A 17,618-nucleotide genomic window follows, 5' to 3' on the forward strand; every position below is an offset into this window, starting at 1 on the left:
TCGACCCCGGGAGCGGGCCGAGCTCAGGGCGCGGTGAGCTGGAAGTCCGGCCGCGGCGTGCCCGAGGGCACGATGCCGCCGGAGGTGAGGGCGTAGCGCATGACGTCGGCGAAGACCGGGGCCGCCACCTGCCCGCCCTCCTCGTCGCTCGACGGGCGCTCGAGGTCCACCGCGACGACGTACTGCGGGTCGTCGGCCGGCGCGAACCCGACGAAGGTGGTCACGTAGCCGCCGCCCTCGTAGCCGCCGGTCTCGGGGTTGGGCCGCTGCGCGGTGCCCGTCTTGCCGGCCACGCGGAAGCCCTCGATCTCGCCCAGCGGGGCGGTGCCGCCGGGCCCGACCACGGCCTCGAGCATGTAGGCCATCCGGTCGGCGGTGGACTCGCTGATCACGCGGGTGCCCTCGGGCGCCGCCGAGGTGTGCACGGCGCCGTCGGCGGCGGTGACGGACGCGACCACCCGGGGCGGGATCCGCACGCCGCCGTTGGCGATGGTCTGGTAGATCGAGGCCATCTGCAGGGTGGTCACGGAGACGCCCTGGCCGATCGGGACGTTCGCCGCGCGGCCGGGGTCCCAGTCGGCGGAGTCCTGCAGGATGCCGGCGCTCTCCCCCGGCAGCTCGATCCCGGTCTCGCTGCCGAGGCCGAAGGCGTGCAGGTAGCGCTCGAGCGTCGCGTCCCCGACCTCGCGGGCGAGCATGATCGTGCCGACGTTGCTGGACTTGGCGAGGATGCCGGTCACGGTCCAGTCGATCGGCTCGTGGTCGTGCGCGTCGGTGACGACGCGGTCGCCGGCCTGGATGTGCCCGTTGACGGTGAGCACGGTGTCGGGCGTGGCCACGCCCTCCTCCAGCGCGGCCGACAGGGTCACCGCCTTCATCACCGAGCCGGGCTCGAAGACGTCGGAGACCACCGGGTTGCCCAGCAGGTCGGGGTCGGTCTCGTTGTAGTGCGCGGGGTCGTAGCCGGGGCAGGTGGCCATGGCCCGCACCTGGCCGGTGTGCACGTCGAGGACGACGGCGGAGGCGCGGGTCGTGAAGCCGTCCGCGCACGCCTCGGCCAGCCGCTGCTCGGCCACGTACTGCAGGTCCTGGTCCAGGGTGAGCGTCACCGTGCTGCCGTCGACCGCCGGCGTCGACTCGTCGATGCCCGAGGGGATCGGGTTGCCGCCGCTGCCGACCTCGACCCGCCGCTGGCCGTCCGTGCCCGCGAGCTGCTCGTCGAAGCGCTGCTCGATGCCGGCCAGCCCGTCGCCGTCCCGGTTGACGAAGCCGACCACCTGCCCGCCGACCGTGCCGGCCGGGTAGAGCCGCACCGGGTCGTCCTCGAAGGAGACGCCGGCCAGCCCGAGGTCGTCGATGGCGTCGGTCGTCTGCGGGTCGACCTTGCGGGCCAGGACGACGTAGCGCCCGTCCGCGGACAGTTTGTCGGTGAGCTCGGAGACCGGGACGTCGAGCAGCGTCGTCAGCGCCAGCGCGGTCCGCGCCGGGTCGTCGACCACGGTGGGGTCGGCCACGACGCGGTAGGCGTCGACGGTGTAGGCCAGCGGATTGCCGTCGCGGTCGACGATCGCCCCGCGCAGCGCCGCGATGGGATAGGTGCGCAGCCGGTCCTGCTGGGCGGCGTTGGCGTAGTCGCTGCCGTCGACCCCCTGGACGAACACCAGCTTGATCAGGACGACGACCAGCAGCAGGACGAGCAGGACCAGTCCCACCTTCCCGCGACGGAGGCGCTGGTCGAGGCTCAGGCCGCCGCTGCTGCGCCGGCTGCCCGGCCGGCGGCGGGGCGTGAACGCCCCGGTCCTCGGGGGCGGCGGTGTGGCGCGACGGGCCGGGCCCGGGGGACGCAGAGTGCTCGACACCGTTCAGTTCCCCTCGTCCGGGTCGGGCGCGGCGGGGTCCGCGGCGGGCTGGGGCTCGCCCCGGACCGTCGAGCTGCCGTCCGGCTCGAGCACCAGGTAGGCCGGCGGCCCGGCGGGCACCAGGCCGGCGTCGGCGGCCTCCTGGGCCACCTCGGCCGGCGTGCTGCCGTCGACGACCTGCCGCTCCAGCCGCTGGACGTGCTCCACCCGCTGGGCGTTCTCCGTGCGCAGCTGGGTGGCCTTGAGCGAGTCGACCGCGATGGCCGTGTTGAGGAAGAGCAGCCCGAGCGTGGTGCTCACCAGCAGGCCGACCACGAGCAGCACGAACGGCGCACGGCGGCGCCGGGACGACCGGGGACGGCGGGCCGGCTCGCCGGCGGGCACCAGCCACAGGTCCGGGCGGATCGGCGTGCTGCGCGCGGCACCGGTCGACGGACGGATGTTGCCGGTGCGGATGACCCCGGTGCGGTGCGACCGCACGGACGTCGTCCGGACCGGGCCGGTCCCGGGGCGGCGGGCGGGGTTGGTCATGCCGCCCGCCGGATGCGCTCGGCGGCCCGGACGCGGGCGGAGGCGGCCCGCGGGTTGGCCGCGGTCTCGCTCGCGGACGGCGCCTCGCCGCCGCGGGTGAGCAGGCGCAGGACGGGCTGGTGCTCGGGCAGGGGCACGGGCAGCTCCGGCGGGGTCGAGTCGGTGGCGCCGGCCGCGAGGGTCTGCTTGACGATCCGGTCCTCGAGGGAGTGGAAGGTGATGACGGCGATCCGCCCGCCCACCGCCAGGGCCTCGATCGCCGCCGGGAGCGCGCGGGTGAGCGCCCCCAGCTCGTCGTTGACCTCGATCCGCAGCGCCTGGAAGGTGCGCTTCGCCGGGTGCCCGCCGGTGCGCCGGGTGGCCGCCGGGATCGCGTCACGGACCAGCTCGGCCAGCCTGCCCGTGCTGGTGAACGGCGCACGCGCCCGCTCGCGCTCGATGGCGGCGGCGATGCGCGAGGCGAAGCGCTCCTCGCCGTAGACCCGCAGGACGCGCGCGAGCTCCTTGGCGGAGTAGGTGTTGACGACGTCGGCGGCGGTGCGCGGCGCGGTGGGGTCCATGCGCATGTCCAGCGGGGCGTCGGCGGCGTAGCTGAAGCCGCGCTCGTTGCGGTCCAGCTGGAGCGAGGAGACGCCGAGGTCGAACAGGACGGCCCGGACCTCGGGCAGGCCGAGTGAGTCCAGGACGTCGGGCAGCTCGTCGAAGACGGCGGGGACGACGGTGGCGCGCTCGGCGAACCCGGCGGCCTCGATCCGGCGCGTGGCCTCGGCGCGGGCCTCGGGGTCGCGGTCCAGGCCGACCAGCCGCAGCCCGGGGTGCGCGCCGAGCAGGGCCAGGGAGTGGCCGGCCAGGCCCAGGGTCGCGTCGACCAGGACGGCGCCGTCGGCGGCGCAGGCGGGGCCGAGCAGCTCGGCGACCCGGTCGAGCAGCACGGGCACGTGCACCGGCTGCCCCTGGGGCGGCTCGGTGCGGCTCATCGTCGACTGCCTCTCGAACGGGTCGGACGGCGTCCCCCGATGGTGACGGAGGGACGCGGCGGACTGTGGGAGCCCGGCGGCGAGGCGCGCGGAAGCACCGCGACTGGCGCGGGGGGACGGAGGTGGGGCGGAGTGGGGGATGTGGGGCCGAGTGGAGTGGCGTCCCGGGACGGACGGGACCGGCGTCCCCCGCGGGGCCCGCCTGGCGCCGGGGAAGTGCGTCAGGTGGGACCCCGCGGGGACGGTGCGGTCCGCCGGGCCCCGGTCCTCCGCGCGGATGGACCGAGCCGCGGGGAAGGCGGTTCGGGCCGGTCCTGCTCTCGAGCCGCGGGGAAGACGGCTCGATCGCAGAGCGCGGGGGTCCGGGAAGTGGCGGACGAGGTTCCGGGGGTCACGACAGAGTCGGCATCCCCTCGCTCTCCATGTCGGCGAAGGCGGCCTCCTGCTCGGCCACGTAGGCCTCCCAGGTGGCGGCGTCCCAGATCTCGAAGCGGGTGTCGACGCCGACCACGACCACGTCGCGGTCGAGGTGGGCGTACTCGCGCAGGTTGGCCGGGATGGTGATGCGGCCGGTCTTGTCCGGCTCCACCTCGACCATCGAGCCGAAGCTCATGCGGGCGCGCATGCGCGCGGCGGCGGTGTCGGCGGGGGCCATCTGCTGCAGGGCGGTGCTCTGCTCGGCGACCCGGGCCATGGTGAGGCCGTAGATGCAGCGCTCCTGGCCCTTCTTGATCACCATGCCTCCCGCCACCTGGTCGCGGAAGCGGACAGGAAGGGCGAGCCGGCCTTTCTCGTCGAGCCGCAGCGGATAGCTGCCGACGAACACCGGATCACCCCCGTCACTGGTCCTCCCCCGGTTGCGCAGCTCCCCCTGGACCGGGAACTGCTCCCCACCGGCCGACACAGTAACCCACTGGCCCCCACCGGACACCACTCGTCGCCGTGTCGTGACCTTCCCGTCCCCCCGCAGGGCCCCAGGTCAGCGCGCCGGAGGGCCGGTGGGGAGCAGTGGGGGGCGAGAACGCCCCGAGACGCGCCGGGACACGTACCGTGGGCCGCGTGACGGAGGCGACACGGACCGCCGACGGAACGGCCGGGTCCTCGGTCGACGTCGCAGCGGAAGGGGCACGCATCGCGGCCAACATCAGCCGGGTGATCGAGGGCAAGCCGGACGTCGTCCGTCTCGCACTCGTGGTCCTGCTCGCGGAGGGCCACCTGCTCATCGAGGACGTGCCCGGGGTGGGCAAGACGACGCTGGCCAAGGCCCTCGCCGCATCGATCGACGCCAGCGTTCGGCGGATCCAGTTCACGCCGGACCTGCTGCCGAGCGACGTGACCGGGGTCAGCGTCTACGACCAGGAGACCCGCGAGTTCGAGTTCAAGCCCGGGGCGATCTTCGCCAACCTGGTCGTCGCCGACGAGATCAACCGCGCCTCGCCCAAGACGCAGTCCGCCCTCCTCGAGTGCATGGAGGAACGTCAGGTCACCGTGGACGGCGTCAGCTACGAGCTGGCCCGTCCGTTCCTCGTCATGGCCACGCAGAACCCCATCGAGATGGAGGGCACCTATCCCCTCCCCGAGGCGCAGCGGGACCGGTTCACCGCGCGGGTGTCGATGGGCTATCCCGACCGCGAGGCCGAGCTGGCCATGCTCGACGAGCGGGCCACCGCCGACCCGCTCGCCTCGCTGCCCGCCGTCGCCGACGCCGCGACCGTCCAGGAGCTGATCGGCGCGGTCGGCCGGCTGCACGTCGCCGAGGCGATCCGCCGCTACGTCGTGGCCCTGGTCGACGCCAGCCGCCGCTCCCCCGACCTGCGGGTGGGCGCCTCACCGCGCGCCGGCCTGCAGCTGCTGCGCGCCGCGCGGGCCGCCGCCGCCCTCGCCGGCCGCGACCACGTGCTACCCGACGACGTCCAGGCCCTCGCCGTCCCGGTGCTGGCCCACCGGCTGCTGCTCACCGCCGACGCCACCCTCGCCCGGCGCAGCGCCGAGCAGGTGGTCACGGACCTGCTCGCCACCGTGCCGGTCCCCCGCGGACGCTGACCGCCGTGCGCGGGCGGGTCGGGGCGGCGCTGTCCTCCCTCACGGTGCGCGGCCGGTGCCTGGTCGCGGCGGGCGGCACCCTGCTGTTCCTCGGCGCCCTCGTCGGCGAGCGCGCGCTGGTCCAGCTCGCGGTGTTCGTGCTGGCCCTGCCGCTGCTCTCGGCCGCGGCCGTGGCGCGGGAGCGGTTCCGGCTGGCCTCGCGGCGCACCGTCACGCCGTCCCGGGTGCCCCGGGGGCAGGACGCCGACGTGCTTCTGGAGGTCACCAACGCCGACAGCCGCACCGGCGGGCTGTGGCTGCTCTCCGAGCAGCTGCCGCCCGAGCTCGGCGCCTCGCCGGAGTTCGTGGTGGAGCGGCTGGCCGGCGGGGAGACCGCCGCGCTCGGCTACCGGGTGCACGGCACCCGCCGGGGCCGGCACACCCTCGGCCCGCTGCGGCTGCGCCTGGTCGACCCCTTCGGGCTGGTGCTGCGCACGGCCACGGGCGCGGACACCGTCCCGCTGGTCGTCGTCCCCCGGGTGCGCCCGCTCGGCCCGGGCGGCCCGGCCGGCGGGCACGGCGGCGGGGGCGACGGCAGCCGCCGGTCGATCGCCGTCCACGGTGAGGACGACGTCAGCGTCCGCGAGTACCGCCACGGCGACGATCTGCGCAAGGTGCACTGGCGGACGACGGCCCGCACCGGCGAGCTCATGGTCCGCCTCGAGGAGCGGCCCTGGCGGGCGCAGGCCACCCTCCTGCTCGACACCCGCGCCCGCGCGCACCTGCTGGCCCACCGCGACGCCGCGGCGCGCGGCGCCGTCCTCGCCGCCGGGCCGGCCGGGGACGACAGCCCGCCGCCGGACAGCCTCGAGTGGCTGATCGAGGCGGCGGCGAGCATCGGCGCCGCCCTCGGCCGCCGCGGCGCCACGCTGCGGGTGGTCACCGAGACCGGCGAGCTGGCCACGGCCGGCACGCGCGGCGGGCTGGACCCCGAGGAGCTGCTGGACGCGCTGGCCGGCGTGCGGCCGTCCAAGGCGTCCGGCCTGGGCACCGGCGTGGAGCTGCTCTCGCGGGCCGCGGGCGACGGTCCGGTCGTCTGCCTGCTCGGCGCGGCCGGCGCCGACGAGGCCGCCGACCTGGTGCGCGCGCGGTCGGGCCCGAGCACCGACTTCGCGGTCCTCGTCGACATCGGCAGCTGGGCCGACGCCGGGCTGCAGCGCGGCCGGCGCGCCCCCTCGGCGACCGCCCGCGCCGAGCTGGACCGGCAGCGCGACGACGCCGCCGCGCTCCTGCGCGCCGCCGGCTGGCACGTCGCCGTGGCCCGCGCCGACTCCACGGTCGAGCAGGTGTGGGCCGAGCTGACCGGCCCGGAGGCCGCCTCCCGCTCTGCTGCGGGGGTGCCGGCGTGAACCGCGAGGACATCGGCTCGGCGCTGGCCGCGGCCGCCGCCACACTGCTGGGTGCCTTCGCGCTCGAACCCGTCTACGCGACCGGCGGCTGGTTCGCCCCCGTCCTCGCCACCGTCGTCGTCGTCCTGGCCGGGGGGCTGCTGCTGCGCACCGCCGGCCCGGCGCTGTGGGTGCGGCTGGCCGGCGACCGGCCGGTGCCGTCCCGCCTCGCCGCGTTCGGCGTCCCGCTCGTCCCGATCGGCCAGCTCGCGCTGGTCTGCTGCCTGCTGACGGCGTTGTTCGCGCCCACCGACGCCTTCCTCGGCGTGGTGCCGACGCCGAGCAGCCTCACCGGGCTGTCCGAGGTGCTGGCCGACGGCTCCGCGGAGCTGCTCGAGCAGGCCACGCCGGCCCTGCCGCTGCGCGGCCTGCTGGCGCTGACGGTGATCCTCGTCGGGCTGGTCGCCGTCGCCGTCGACCTGGTCGCCGTGGCCGGCCGGCAACCGGCGCTGGCCGGGCTCGGGCTGCTGGTCCTCTACTGCGTGCCGGTCGGCACGATCATCGGCGGCATCGGCCTGACCGCCATCGCGGCGCCGGCCGCGGGGCTGGCCGTGCTGCTGTGGGCCGACCAGCGCCGCCGGCTCGCGCAGCGCGCCCGCTCCGGCCGCCGCACGCTGCTGGGCACCGGCACCCTGCTCGCGGTGCGCACCGGCGTGTTCGCCCTCGCCGCGGGCCTGGTCCTCGGCGCGCTCGTGCCGACCCTGCGCGAGGGGTCGCTGACCACCGGCCTCGGGGCGGGCAGCGGGAGCGGCAGCTCCACCGGGACGTCGCTGGACCCGGTCGCCGAGCTGCGCGGCGAGCTGACCCTGCCGGAGGCCATCAACCTGCTGCGCGTCGACGCCTCGGTCGAGGACCCCGGCTACCTGCGGGTCGTCTCGCTCGACCAGTACGACGGCGACGAGGGCTGGTCGCTGTCCAACCTCGACGGCGAGCAGTCGATCGCCGACGACGACCGGCTCGCCCCGCTGCCGGACGGCGAACCGGGCCGGCAGATGACCGCGACCATCACCTCGGTCGGGCACTCCGACCGGTTCCTGCCGCTGCTGACCTCACCGCTGACGGTGAGCGTCGCCGGCGACGGCGACCGCAACTGGCGCTTCGACCCGGCCACCGGCACGGTCTTCGGCCGCAACGTCACCACGGCCGGCCTGACCTACCGGGTCACCGCCCGCCAGCCGCAGCCCTCGGCCGAGCTGCTGGCGCAGTCGCCCGCGCTGCCCCGGAACAACCCGGTCCAGGCCCGCTACACCGACCTGCCGCTGCTCAACCCCACGGTCGTCGACCTGGTGCGGCAGCTGACCGCCGACGCGGTCACGCCGTACGAGCGGGTCCGGGCCATCCACGCCTTCCTGACCGACCGGTCCAACGGCTTCGTGTACAGCCTGTCGACCGCACCGGGCACCAGCGGCGACGACCTCGCCGACTTCCTGCGCCTGCGGCGCGGCTACTGCGAGCAGTACGCCGGGGCCATGGCGGTGATGGTGCGGTCGGCCGGCGTGCCCGCCCGCGTGGCCCTGGGCTACACCCCGGGCAGCGCGAACGGCGACGGCACCCGGGTCATCACCAGCGACGACGCACACGCCTGGGTGGAGGTCTACTTCGCCGGCCTCGGCTGGGTGCCGTTCGACCCGACGCCGATCTCCGTCGACCGCCGGGTCGAGCTGCCGTGGGCGCCGCGCGCCGACACCCCGCAGCCCAGCGACCCGGCGGCGAGCGCCTCGGCGCCCCTCCCCTCGGCCCCCGCGGCGCCCACCCGCGAGCTCGACCGCGACGACCAGTTCGTCCCGCTGAACCTGCCGCAGGAGCAGACCGCGCCCTGGCTGCGTCCGGTGCTGATCGGGGGCGGCGTCGCGGTGCTCGTGCTGGCGCTGCTGGCGACGCCGGCGGTGCTGCGCGCCCTGCAGCGGCGCCGGCGACTGGCCGACGGCGCCCCGGCGGCGCTGTGGGACGAGCTGGCGGCCACCGCGCGCGACCTCGGGGTGCCGCTGCACCCGGCGCAGACCCCGCGGCAGACCGCCCGGCAGCTGGCCGGCGTGATCACCCGCTCGGCCGGGGCCGCGGCCGGTCGCGCCGTGCGCCGTCCCGACTCGGCCGCCGAGGCCGAGGCCGCCGACGCCCTCCGGCGGCTGGCGCTGGCCGAGGAGGCCGCCAGCTACGCCCGGCCCGGCAGCGCCGCCGCCGACCCGCAGCTGGCGGCCGCGCTGCGCACCGCGCGGCGCGGGCTGGTCCGGGCGACCCCGCCCCGCGCCCGGCTGTTGGCGCTGCTGTGGCCGGGCTCGCTGCTCACCGGGGCCGGACGGCGCGCCGCGGACGCGGTGAGCCGCCGGGTGGCCACGCTCGTGCGGCGCCGGACGCGGACGGTCTGACCGCCGCTTCCCCGCTGGGATCAGCTGGGCTGATCCCAGCGGCTCCTGGCTCACGGTGGGACGTGAGCCAGGACCCGCTGCGCTGAGCCAGGAGGGCGCCGGCGCGGCCCGGACACGCGAGAGGCCGCCGTCCCTGGGGACGGCGGCCTCTCGACGGGTCTGTCGGGCTACTGGTCGTAGCGGCGGCGGAAGCGCTCCTCGAGGCGGTTCTTCAGCGGCTGGCGACCGCGGCGGCCACCCTTGCCGCGGCCACCGGCCGGGCCGCGGCCACCGCTCGCGGGGGCGCCGGCCTCGACGGCCCCGGTCGCGGACTTGTAGTTCAGGACGCCGAGGGCCGCCCCACCGAACATCACCAGGAAGCCGATGCCCCCGAGGATCACCGAGTGCGCGACCGCGCCGCCCGTCAGGACCGCGAGCCCGACGATGACGAGTGCGGCACCGAGCTGCAGCTTGCGGCGGGCCTTCAGCCGGCGGTCGCCGGTACGGACCGAGGAAGCGAACTTGGGATCGTCATCGACGAGGGCGCGCTCGATCTGCTCCAGCAGTCGCTGCTCGTGCTCGGAGAGCGGCACGTCGACCTCCACGTGGGCCTAGCCAGGTACCGCCGGTCGTTACCGCCGGCGGTGTCACCGAGGATACGAGCCGATTGCAGCGCGCGAAAGGCGAGTCGCCGCCGACCCGCCGGGATCGCTTCGTGATCACTCTCCCGGGTGCCCGGGGGCGGCCGAAGGAGCAGGTCCGAGCGCCGGCAGGCGGCGCCGGGGCCGGTCCGGGCGCGGGATCGGGACGGCGGCGGCCGGCCCGTCGTCGACTCCCCCGCGCCGCCAGCCGTCCCGGTGCAGCAGCGTCGCCGGGCGGACCGCGCCGGCCCCGAACCGGCGGGCGGCGCGGTCGGCGGCGAGCTCGGCCTCGCGGCGGCCGTGCTCGCGGGCGCCGAGCTCCAGCTGCCGCGGCGCGGACTCCGCGTCGACCAGCCGCTCCGCGCGCACGCCGACCAGGCGGATGCGGGCGCGGTCCAGCCCGAGGGCGTCGAACAGCGCCCGGGCGGTCTCGTAGAGCTCGTGGCCCACGTCGGTCGGGACGGCAAGGGTGCGGCTGCGGGTGATCGTCGCGAAGTCGGCGAAGCGCACCTTGATGCTCACCGTGCGCGCCAGCGCGCCGACCGACCGCAGCCGGCCGGCCGTGCGCTCGGCCAGCCGCAGCAGCTCGCGGTGGATGACCGCCGGGTCGTCGACGTCCGTGGCGAAGGTCTCCTCCGCCCCGGTCGACCGCTCCGGCTCGTCGGGGACGACGCGCCGCGGGTCGCGGCCCCACGCCAGCTCGTGCAGGTGCGATCCGGCGGCGGCGCCGACCGCCCGCTGCAGGGTGCGGGCCGGCACGTGCGCGAGGTCGCCGACGGTGCGCAGTCCGAGCCGCAGCAGCTGCTCCTCGGTCTTGGGGCCCACACCCCACAGCGCGCCGACCGGCAGCGGGTGCAGGAAGTCCATGACCTCGGCCGGGCGGACGACGAGCAGCCCGTCGGGCTTGCTGGCGGTGGAGGCCAGCTTGGCCACGAACTTGGTCGGCGCCACCCCGACCGAGCAGGTGATCCCCTGCTCGTCGAAGACCCGGGCACGCAGGTACTCGCCGATCTCGGCGGCGTCGCCCAGCCGGCGGCCGGCGCCGGCCACGTCGAGGAAGGCCTCGTCGAGCGAGAGCGGCTCCACCAGCGGGGTGATCGACCGGAACAGCGCCATGACCGCGCGGGACACCTCGGCGTAGAGCGCCATGTCCCCCGGCAGCACCGTGGCGTTCGGGCACAGCCGCAGCGCCCGCGCCGTCGGCATCGCGGCGTGCACGCCGTAGCGGCGGGCCTCGTAGGTGGCCGAGGTGACCACGCCCCGGTTGCCCGCCCCGCCGACGATCACCGGCGTCCCGGCGAGCTCGGGGTGCCGGCGGACCTCGACGCTGGCGAAGAAGGCGTCCATGTCGACGTGCAGGACGGTGCAGCCCTCCGCGCGGCCGGCCACGGCTCCTCCTTGTCCGAACACGTGTTCGATTCGCTGGGTGCACAGTAGCGCCCGGCGGGTGGGTCCGCGCCGTGGCGGGCGCCCGTGTCGCCGCGGTCGGCGTGTCTGTGAAGCCCCTGGTGAGGCCGCAGGTGTCAGGCCAGGATGGGCGAGGTAAGTGCAGCGAGGGGGCCGTCGTCCGGCGGCCCGCGCCACCACCCACGGGAAGCGGAGGAACACATGGCGCTCGACGACGACGACATGACCAGCACGGAGGGCCCCGCCGACGGCGGCGCATCCGGCACCCCGGGCCGGCACGACGGCGGCGCGGACGGCGGCGCCGACGGCGGCGCGGGCCGTGACGGCGGCGCCGATGGTGGTGCCGACGGCGGAGCGGACGGCGGCGCGGACGGCGGGGCCGACGGCGGCGCCGATGGTGGCGCCGATGGTGGCGCCGACGGCGGCGCGGACGGTGGTGCCGACGGCGGGGCCGACGGCGGCGCGGACGGTGGCGCCTGAGCGACGACCTCACCACCCGGGGCCGGACGGGGCAGCACGCCCGTCCGGCCCTGTGGCGGTGCACGCACACCGACCCGGACGCGTTCGCCCGGGAGCACTGGTCCCGGCGCCCGCTGCTCGCCCGCGCCGAGCACACCGGTGAGTCCTTCGCCGACCTGCTCACCCTCGACGACGTCGACGAGCTGCTGACCCGCCGCGGGCTGCGCACGCCGTTCCTGCGGATCGCCAAGGACGGCGCGGTCGTCGACGCCAAGCGGTTCACCACCTCGGGCGGCGCCGGCGCCGAGATCGCCGACCAGGTCTCCTCCGATGCGGTGCTGCGGCTGTTCGCCGAGGGCAGCACGGTCGTCCTGCAGGGGCTGCACCGGCTCTGGCCGCCGCTGATCGAGTTCGCCGACTCACTCGCCGCAGACCTCGGCCACCCGACGCAGGTCAACGCCTACATCACCCCGCCGTCCTCGCGCGGCTTCAGCCCGCACTACGACGTCCACGACGTCTTCGTGCTGCAGTTCGCCGGCGAGAAGCACTGGCGGATCCACGAGCCGGTGCTGACCGACCCACTGCGCACCCAGCCGTGGAACGACCGGGCCGCCGACGTGGCCGCCGCCGCCGAGCGCGAGCCGGTGATCGACACCGTGCTCCGGCCCGGCGACGCCCTCTACCTGCCCCGCGGCTACCTCCACTCGGCGACCGCGCTGGGCCGGATCAGCGGCCACCTGACCGTCGGCGTGCACCCGGTGACCCGCTGGTCGGCCGCCGAGGCGGCGCTGGACCTGGTGCGCACGCTCGCCGCCGAGGACCCCGAGCTGCGCCGCTCGCTGCCGCTGGGGCTGGACCTCGCCGATCCGTCGTCGGGAGCCGACGACGTCACGACCGTGATCACCGCGCTGCGGGACTGGCTCGGCCGGGTCGACCCCGCGGAGGTGGCCGACCGGGTGCGCGCGCGGACCTGGGCGCAGGTGCGCCCGGAACCGGTCGCCCCGCTCGCCCAGTCGGCCGCGGCGGCCGCGCTCACCCCCGGGACCGTGCTGCAGCTGCGCCGCCGGCTGCGCTGCAGCCTCCGGCCGGCCGCGGACGGCCGGGTCACCCTCGTCGCGGGACGGCGGACGCACGAGCTGCCCGCCGGGACGCGCCCGGCCCTCGCCGAGCTGCTGGCCGTCGGCGAGCTCAAGGTCGCCGACCTGCCCGGCCTGGACGGCGACGACCAGCTGACGCTTGCGAAGCGGCTGGTCACCGAGGGCATCGCGGTGGTGCCCGACGCCGTCGCCGGGACGGACGACGCGGGGCACGATGGGCCGCGTGCGGAGGAGCCCGGGACCCGACGGTGAGGGCCCGCTCCCCCGGGAGCCGGCCGTGACCGGCGCCGCCCGTCCGGCCGGCCGGCTGGACCCCTCCCGCTGCTCGGTGCAGGCCCTGGCCCGGAGGGATCCCCTGGTGGCCACCGCTTCCCTGGCGCAGCGCTGGGTGCTCATCGAGCAGCCGGGGCCGTGGGGCCGCGACGCCCTGGAGCAGTCGCGGTTCGATCCGGAGGTGGCGCCGCTGCTGGCCCGGCGGTCGCGGCGGGAGAACGTGCGGCTGCTGCTGATCCGGCGGCCCGGCGACCGGCTGACCGACACCGGCCGGCGGTGGGCCTACGTGGACTCCCGGCCCGGCCGCGAGGGGCTGTGGTGGTCGGTGCGCGAGGCGGACGCGGACCTGCTCGACGTCCCGTGGGACGGCTCGGTCGGCGAGCCCACGGCCGGCCCGGTCTACCTGGTGTGCACGCACGGCACGCACGACGCCTGCTGCGCCCTGCGCGGACGGCCGCTGGCGCGCAGCCTGCCGGCGCCCGGGCCCGCCGACGTGTGGGAGTGCAGCCACCTCGGCGGCGACCGGTTCGCCGCCAACGTCGTCGTCCTCCCGCACGGCTTCTACTACGGGCAGGTCCCGGGGGACGGCGGCGACCTGGTCGCGGCGCACACGCGGGGGCAGGTCGCGCTGCCGTGGCTGCGCGGCCGGGCGGGGCTGGCCCCGCCGGCGCAGGCGGCCCAGCAGCTGACCCGCACCGAGCTCGGGCTGGTGGGCGTCGACGACCTGCGGCCGCTGGGGATCCGGCAGCTCACCGCGCCGGGCGCGGAGGTCGAGCGCTGGACGGTGACCCTGGCCGGTCCCGACGGCGAGCTGACGGCGACCGTCGAGAGCTCCCCGTCGGCGCAGGCGGCGCACCTGACCTGCTCGGCCCTGCACCCCGCGCACATGCGGATCTGGCGGCTGGAGTCGCTCGGCTGAGCTCAGCCGAGGGCGCCGCCCCGGGCGGCGAGCAGCGGGATGGCCAGCTCGGTCGCGGTCAGCGAGCCGTGGTAGGCCGCCAGCCGGCTCGGCCCCGGCTCGTGCCGGCTCGCGGTCAGCGCCCAGGAACCGCGGGCCAGCGCGACGACGTCCCCGATGCGGGCGGCGACGCCGGCGTCCACCGGACCGAACACGCCGCTGGCGATGGCCTCCTCGCGGCCGACGACCCAGGCGCGGTGCCCGACGACGGCCCGCCAGCGGGCGAGGACGTCGTCCTCGGCCCCCGGGACGGTGTGCACGTAGCGGGCCCGGGGCTCGCCGGCCAGGACCCGGACGCCGTCGGCCAGGTCCGGCTCGTCGTCGATGTCCAGCCGGGTGTCGGGCGGCACGTCGAGCATCCCGTGGTCGGCCGTGACGAGCAGCGCGGCGTCGTCGGGCAGGCCGGCGACCAGCTGCTCGACGACCCGGTCGATGATCGCCAGCTGCGCCCGCCAGCTGTCGGAGTCGACGCCGCGGACGTGCCCGGTCAGGTCCAGCTCGGGGATGTAGGCGTAGACGAGCGCCCGCGGCACCGCCCGGAGCGCCTGCAGGGTCACCGCCGTCAGGTCGCCGGGGCTGACCACCCCCGCGTAGTCGGCGCCCCGGTAGGCCGCCTCGGACAGCCCCGACCCGCGGTAGGCGTAGGGGCCGACGGCGGTGACCGCGACCCCGGCGTCCCACGCCTGCTCGAAGACGGTGCGCTGGGCCTGCCAGACCAGCGGGTCGGGGTCGTCGCGCCACTGGGTGTGGTTGAGCAGGCGGTCCTCCCCCGGCACGTCGGTCACGAAGCCGAGGACGCCGTGGCTGCCCGGCGGCAGCCCGGTGCCCAGGGTGGTGAGGCTGACGGGGGTGGTGCTGGGGCACGGCGCCTGGAGGACGCCGACCGGGGAGGCGAGCGCCGCCAGGGTCGGGGCGAGGCCGGCGTGCGCGCGCAGCAGGTCGATGCCGAGCCCGTCGACCAGCAGGACGGCGACGCGGCGGGCGCCGGCCAGCGCCGCGGTGAGCCCGAGCGGATCGGCCGGCAGGTCGCCGCGGCGCACGTCCACCCCGATGGCCGCGGCGGCGCCGGGCAGGACGTCGGCGAGGGTGGCCGCGCCGTAGCGCGGGCGGACGAGGTCCGGCGGCAGCGTCATGCCCGGGTGGCCAGGACGTGCAGGCCGGTGGCAACGTCCCGGTAGGGCGAGGTCCCGGCGAGGGCGAGCTCCAGCGCGCGCACGTTGGCCGGGTCCGCCTCGGACGAGGCGTCGAGCAGGTCGGCGACGACCGAGACGCCGCGCCAGCTGTCCGCGCGCAGCCCGGCCCCCTCGACGAGGGCGAGCAGCTCATCGGGGGCGAACCGGCGCCGGGCGGGACGGGCCCGCCCGGGGGCGGGGTCGCGGTCCTCCACCAGTGCCAGGGCCTCGACCGGGTGGCCGGAGAGGGCGCGGGCGAGGACGGCGCCGGCGCGGTTGACCGTCGCCACGCTCACCTGACCACCCGGCCGCACCGCGCCGGCGATCTCGCGGAGGGTGACCGCGGGGTCGTCGACCACCTCGAGCACCGAGTGGCAGAGGGCGAGGTCGTAGCCGCCGTCGCCCAGAGCGGGCAGCACCTCGTGCAGCAGGTCGCCGTCCCCCTGGACACCGCGGACGGCGCCCCCCACCCCGGCGGTGTCGGCGCGCCGGCCGAGCGTGGCCAGGGCGTCGGCGCTCGGGTCGACGACGGTGACCGCGTGGCCGAGGCGGGCGAGCGGGACGGCGAAGATGCCGCTGCCGCCGCCGACGTCGAGGACCCGCAGCGCGGCGCCCGATCGGATCACCGGGTCGAGGGCGGCCCAGACGGCGGCGGTGCGAGCGGACTGCTGCTCCGCGGCGGTCGAGGAAGGGGCAGGCGGCACCCCGCCGAGCCTAGGCGGGGACGGCGTCGGCGGCGCTCTCGAGGTCGGCGATCACGATCTTCTTCATCTGGAACATCGCCTGGACCGCGCGCTGCCGGCGGGCCGGGTCGGGGTCGTTCTGCAGCTCCATCAGGCGGGTGGGCACGACCTGCCAGGAGACGCCGAAGCGGTCCTTGAGCCAGCCGCAGGGGGCCTCCTCGCCGCCGTCGGTGAGGGCGTTCCAGTAGTGGTCGACCTCGGCCTGGTCGGCGCACATGATCTGGAAGGAGATGGCCTCGCTGAACGCCCAGTTCTGCGGGCCGCCGTTGAGGCCGACGTACTCGGTGTCGCCGAGCCGCCAGTTCGCGGTCAGCACCGTGCCCTCGCGCTGCGGGTCCTCCGACCCGTAGCGCAGGACGCCGAGGATCTCGGAGTCCGGCCAGATCGAGGTGTAGTACTGCGCGGCCTCCTCGGCCTCGGTGTCGAACCACAGGCAGATCACGGTCCTGGGCATGGTGCGTCCTCTCTTCGGAGCCGGTCCGCAGCGCGGCCGTCGCAGGTAGAACGTTCCCCGCGCCCGGAACTCATCGATGCCCGCCCACGCGATCGGAGCGTCCCGCATGCCACCCCCTCCTCCGCGCGACGTACCCGCCGACCTCCCGGACGCGGTCCGGGAGGTGGCCGCCGAGCACGTCGCCCGCCACCGGATCCCCGGCCTGTCCCTCGCGGTCACCCGGACCGACCGCATGGTGGCCGCCGCGGGCCTCGGCTTCCGGGACCTGGCGACGCGGCAACCGGCGACCGCGGACACCGGTTACCTGTGGTTCTCGATGTCCAAGATCGTCACGGCCACCGCGGCGATGCGCCTGGCCGACGAGGGCCGGCTGGACCTCGACGCCCCGGTTACCTCGGTGCTGCCCGCCTACCGCCGCGCGGGCGCGACCGACCAGCCACGGATCGGTCAGCTCCTGAACCACACCGCGGGAGCCGGCAACCCGTTCCCGCTGCGCTGGGTGCTGCCGGCGGGGCGGACCGTCGAGGAGCAGCACGCCGCGGCCGCGGCACTGCTGGAGCGGCACGGCCGGCCGAGACGGACGGCGGGCGGACCGGCCAGCTACTCGAACGTGGGCTACCTCGTGCTGGCCGAGGTGATCAGCCGGGTGGCGCGCGAACCGTTCGAGGACTACGTGCAGGAGGCTGTGCTGACGCCGGCCGGGATGGCGGCGACGGGCTACGTGCACCGCCCCGGCGGCGAGTACGCCACCGGCTACGTGGCCGCCCCGCCCGGGTTCGCCCCGGTGCTGCGACGGGCGCTGCCGGCAGGTGTGGCCGGCGAGCGGTACGGCCGGCAGATGGCGCTGCGGCCGTTCCGGGTGGTCGGCGCGGGCTACGGCGGGCTCATCGGGCCGGTGGTGGACGTCGCCCGGCTGCTGCGCCTCCACCTCGGCGACGGGGCGATCGACGGCCGGCGGGTGCTGGCCCCGGAGACCGCGCAGGCGATGCGGGACATCCGGACCCCGGGCCGGCCGTTCGACCTGGGGCTCGGCTGGTTCCGGCGCGCGGCCGATCGGTCCGCGCGGCCGTCGTTCGTGGAGCACTGGGGCACCGGGGGCGGCTTCTGGAACGCCGTGCGCCTCTACCCGGACCTCGGCCTCGGGATCGCGCTCATGGCGAACACCAGCCGGCGCTACGACCACGACGCGCTCATGCGGGCTCTGGTCTCGATCGTCGGCCGGTGACTCGTCG

At 76.7% G+C, this 17,618-nt stretch carries 16 protein-coding genes; 7 read left to right on the forward strand and 9 right to left on the reverse strand.

Annotated features, from left to right (window positions below):
- Positions 1-23 precede the first annotated feature (23 nt).
- The 4 genes from ACWIYF_RS16235 to mraZ form a co-directional block, all read right to left on the reverse strand.
- On the reverse strand, positions 24-1,712 hold the full coding sequence (locus ACWIYF_RS16235) for a peptidoglycan D,D-transpeptidase FtsI family protein (RefSeq protein WP_448623858.1): 1,689 nt from the start codon (positions 1,710-1,712) through the stop codon (positions 24-26).
- Positions 1,713-1,862: 150 nt separating this feature from the next.
- Positions 1,863-2,390 carry a hypothetical protein gene (locus ACWIYF_RS16240; RefSeq protein ID WP_448623859.1) on the reverse strand — a complete coding sequence of 176 codons (528 nt, stop codon included), beginning with the start codon at positions 2,388-2,390 and terminating at the stop codon, positions 1,863-1,865.
- The gene (gene rsmH, locus ACWIYF_RS16245; protein WP_448623860.1) at positions 2,387-3,367 is read right to left on the reverse strand and encodes a 16S rRNA (cytosine(1402)-N(4))-methyltransferase RsmH; all 981 of its coding nucleotides are present in this window, start codon (positions 3,365-3,367) and stop codon (positions 2,387-2,389) included. Before rsmH ends, ACWIYF_RS16240 begins: the two co-directional genes overlap by 4 nt.
- Positions 3,368-3,758: 391 nt before the next feature.
- Positions 3,759-4,193: a division/cell wall cluster transcriptional repressor MraZ gene (gene mraZ, locus ACWIYF_RS16250; RefSeq protein WP_448623861.1), complete on the reverse strand. Its 435-nt coding sequence runs from the start codon at positions 4,191-4,193 to the stop codon at positions 3,759-3,761.
- Positions 4,194-4,426: 233 nt separating this feature from the next.
- On the opposite strand from mraZ, the gene ACWIYF_RS16255 reads away from it, so the two are divergent.
- From ACWIYF_RS16255 to ACWIYF_RS16265, 3 genes are read left to right on the forward strand one after another with little or no spacing between them, the layout of a single operon-like run.
- Complete coding sequence (locus tag ACWIYF_RS16255) at positions 4,427-5,410, forward strand: AAA family ATPase (RefSeq protein ID WP_448623862.1); 984 nt, start codon at positions 4,427-4,429, stop codon at positions 5,408-5,410.
- A gap of 5 nt (positions 5,411-5,415) precedes the next feature.
- Complete coding sequence (locus ACWIYF_RS16260; protein WP_448623863.1) at positions 5,416-6,798, forward strand: DUF58 domain-containing protein; 1,383 nt, start codon at positions 5,416-5,418, stop codon at positions 6,796-6,798.
- The gene (locus ACWIYF_RS16265; protein WP_448623864.1) at positions 6,795-9,203 is read left to right on the forward strand and encodes a transglutaminase family protein; all 2,409 of its coding nucleotides are present in this window, start codon (positions 6,795-6,797) and stop codon (positions 9,201-9,203) included. Before ACWIYF_RS16260 ends, ACWIYF_RS16265 begins: the two co-directional genes overlap by 4 nt.
- A gap of 167 nt (positions 9,204-9,370) precedes the next feature.
- Here the strand turns inward: ACWIYF_RS16265 and ACWIYF_RS16270 are convergent, their stop codons facing one another.
- Complete coding sequence (locus ACWIYF_RS16270) at positions 9,371-9,775, reverse strand: DUF3040 domain-containing protein (protein ID WP_448623865.1); 405 nt, start codon at positions 9,773-9,775, stop codon at positions 9,371-9,373.
- Between the two features lie 126 nt (positions 9,776-9,901).
- Complete coding sequence (dinB, locus tag ACWIYF_RS16275) at positions 9,902-11,212, reverse strand: DNA polymerase IV (RefSeq protein ID WP_448623866.1); 1,311 nt, start codon at positions 11,210-11,212, stop codon at positions 9,902-9,904.
- Positions 11,213-11,431: 219 nt separating this feature from the next.
- Here dinB and ACWIYF_RS16280 point away from each other — a divergent pair, with 219 nt between their 5' ends.
- The 3 genes from ACWIYF_RS16280 (at position 11,432) to ACWIYF_RS16290 (ending at position 13,978) form a co-directional block, all read left to right on the forward strand.
- Positions 11,432-11,710: a BatC protein gene (locus ACWIYF_RS16280; RefSeq protein ID WP_448623867.1), complete on the forward strand. Its 279-nt coding sequence runs from the start codon at positions 11,432-11,434 to the stop codon at positions 11,708-11,710.
- A 314-nt stretch (positions 11,711-12,024) separates the two neighbouring features.
- Positions 12,025-13,038: a cupin domain-containing protein gene (locus tag ACWIYF_RS16285; protein ID WP_448623868.1), complete on the forward strand. Its 1,014-nt coding sequence runs from the start codon at positions 12,025-12,027 to the stop codon at positions 13,036-13,038.
- Between the two features lie 25 nt (positions 13,039-13,063).
- Positions 13,064-13,978, forward strand: coding sequence for a sucrase ferredoxin (locus tag ACWIYF_RS16290; protein ID WP_448623869.1), 915 nt, complete (start codon positions 13,064-13,066; stop codon positions 13,976-13,978).
- Positions 13,979-13,980: 2 nt separating this feature from the next.
- On the opposite strand, the gene ACWIYF_RS16295 is transcribed toward ACWIYF_RS16290, so the two are convergent.
- Genes ACWIYF_RS16295 through ACWIYF_RS16305 form a run of 3 tightly spaced genes read right to left on the reverse strand, consistent with a single transcriptional unit; the run spans position 13,981 to position 16,386 of the window.
- Positions 13,981-15,150 carry an alkaline phosphatase family protein gene (locus ACWIYF_RS16295; protein WP_448623870.1) on the reverse strand — a complete coding sequence of 390 codons (1,170 nt, stop codon included), beginning with the start codon at positions 15,148-15,150 and terminating at the stop codon, positions 13,981-13,983.
- Positions 15,147-15,893 (reverse strand): class I SAM-dependent methyltransferase, encoded by a 747-nt coding sequence (locus tag ACWIYF_RS16300; protein ID WP_448623871.1) that lies wholly within the window; start codon positions 15,891-15,893, stop codon positions 15,147-15,149. The genes ACWIYF_RS16295 and ACWIYF_RS16300 overlap by 4 nt, the downstream gene beginning before the upstream one ends.
- A gap of 10 nt (positions 15,894-15,903) precedes the next feature.
- Positions 15,904-16,386, reverse strand: coding sequence for a VOC family protein (locus tag ACWIYF_RS16305; protein ID WP_448623872.1), 483 nt, complete (start codon positions 16,384-16,386; stop codon positions 15,904-15,906).
- Between the two features lie 106 nt (positions 16,387-16,492).
- Here ACWIYF_RS16305 and ACWIYF_RS16310 point away from each other — a divergent pair, with 106 nt between their 5' ends.
- The gene (locus tag ACWIYF_RS16310) at positions 16,493-17,611 is read left to right on the forward strand and encodes a serine hydrolase domain-containing protein (protein ID WP_448623873.1); all 1,119 of its coding nucleotides are present in this window, start codon (positions 16,493-16,495) and stop codon (positions 17,609-17,611) included.
- Positions 17,612-17,618 lie beyond the last annotated feature (7 nt).

This window comes from Geodermatophilus sp. URMC 64, from assembly GCF_053502555.1.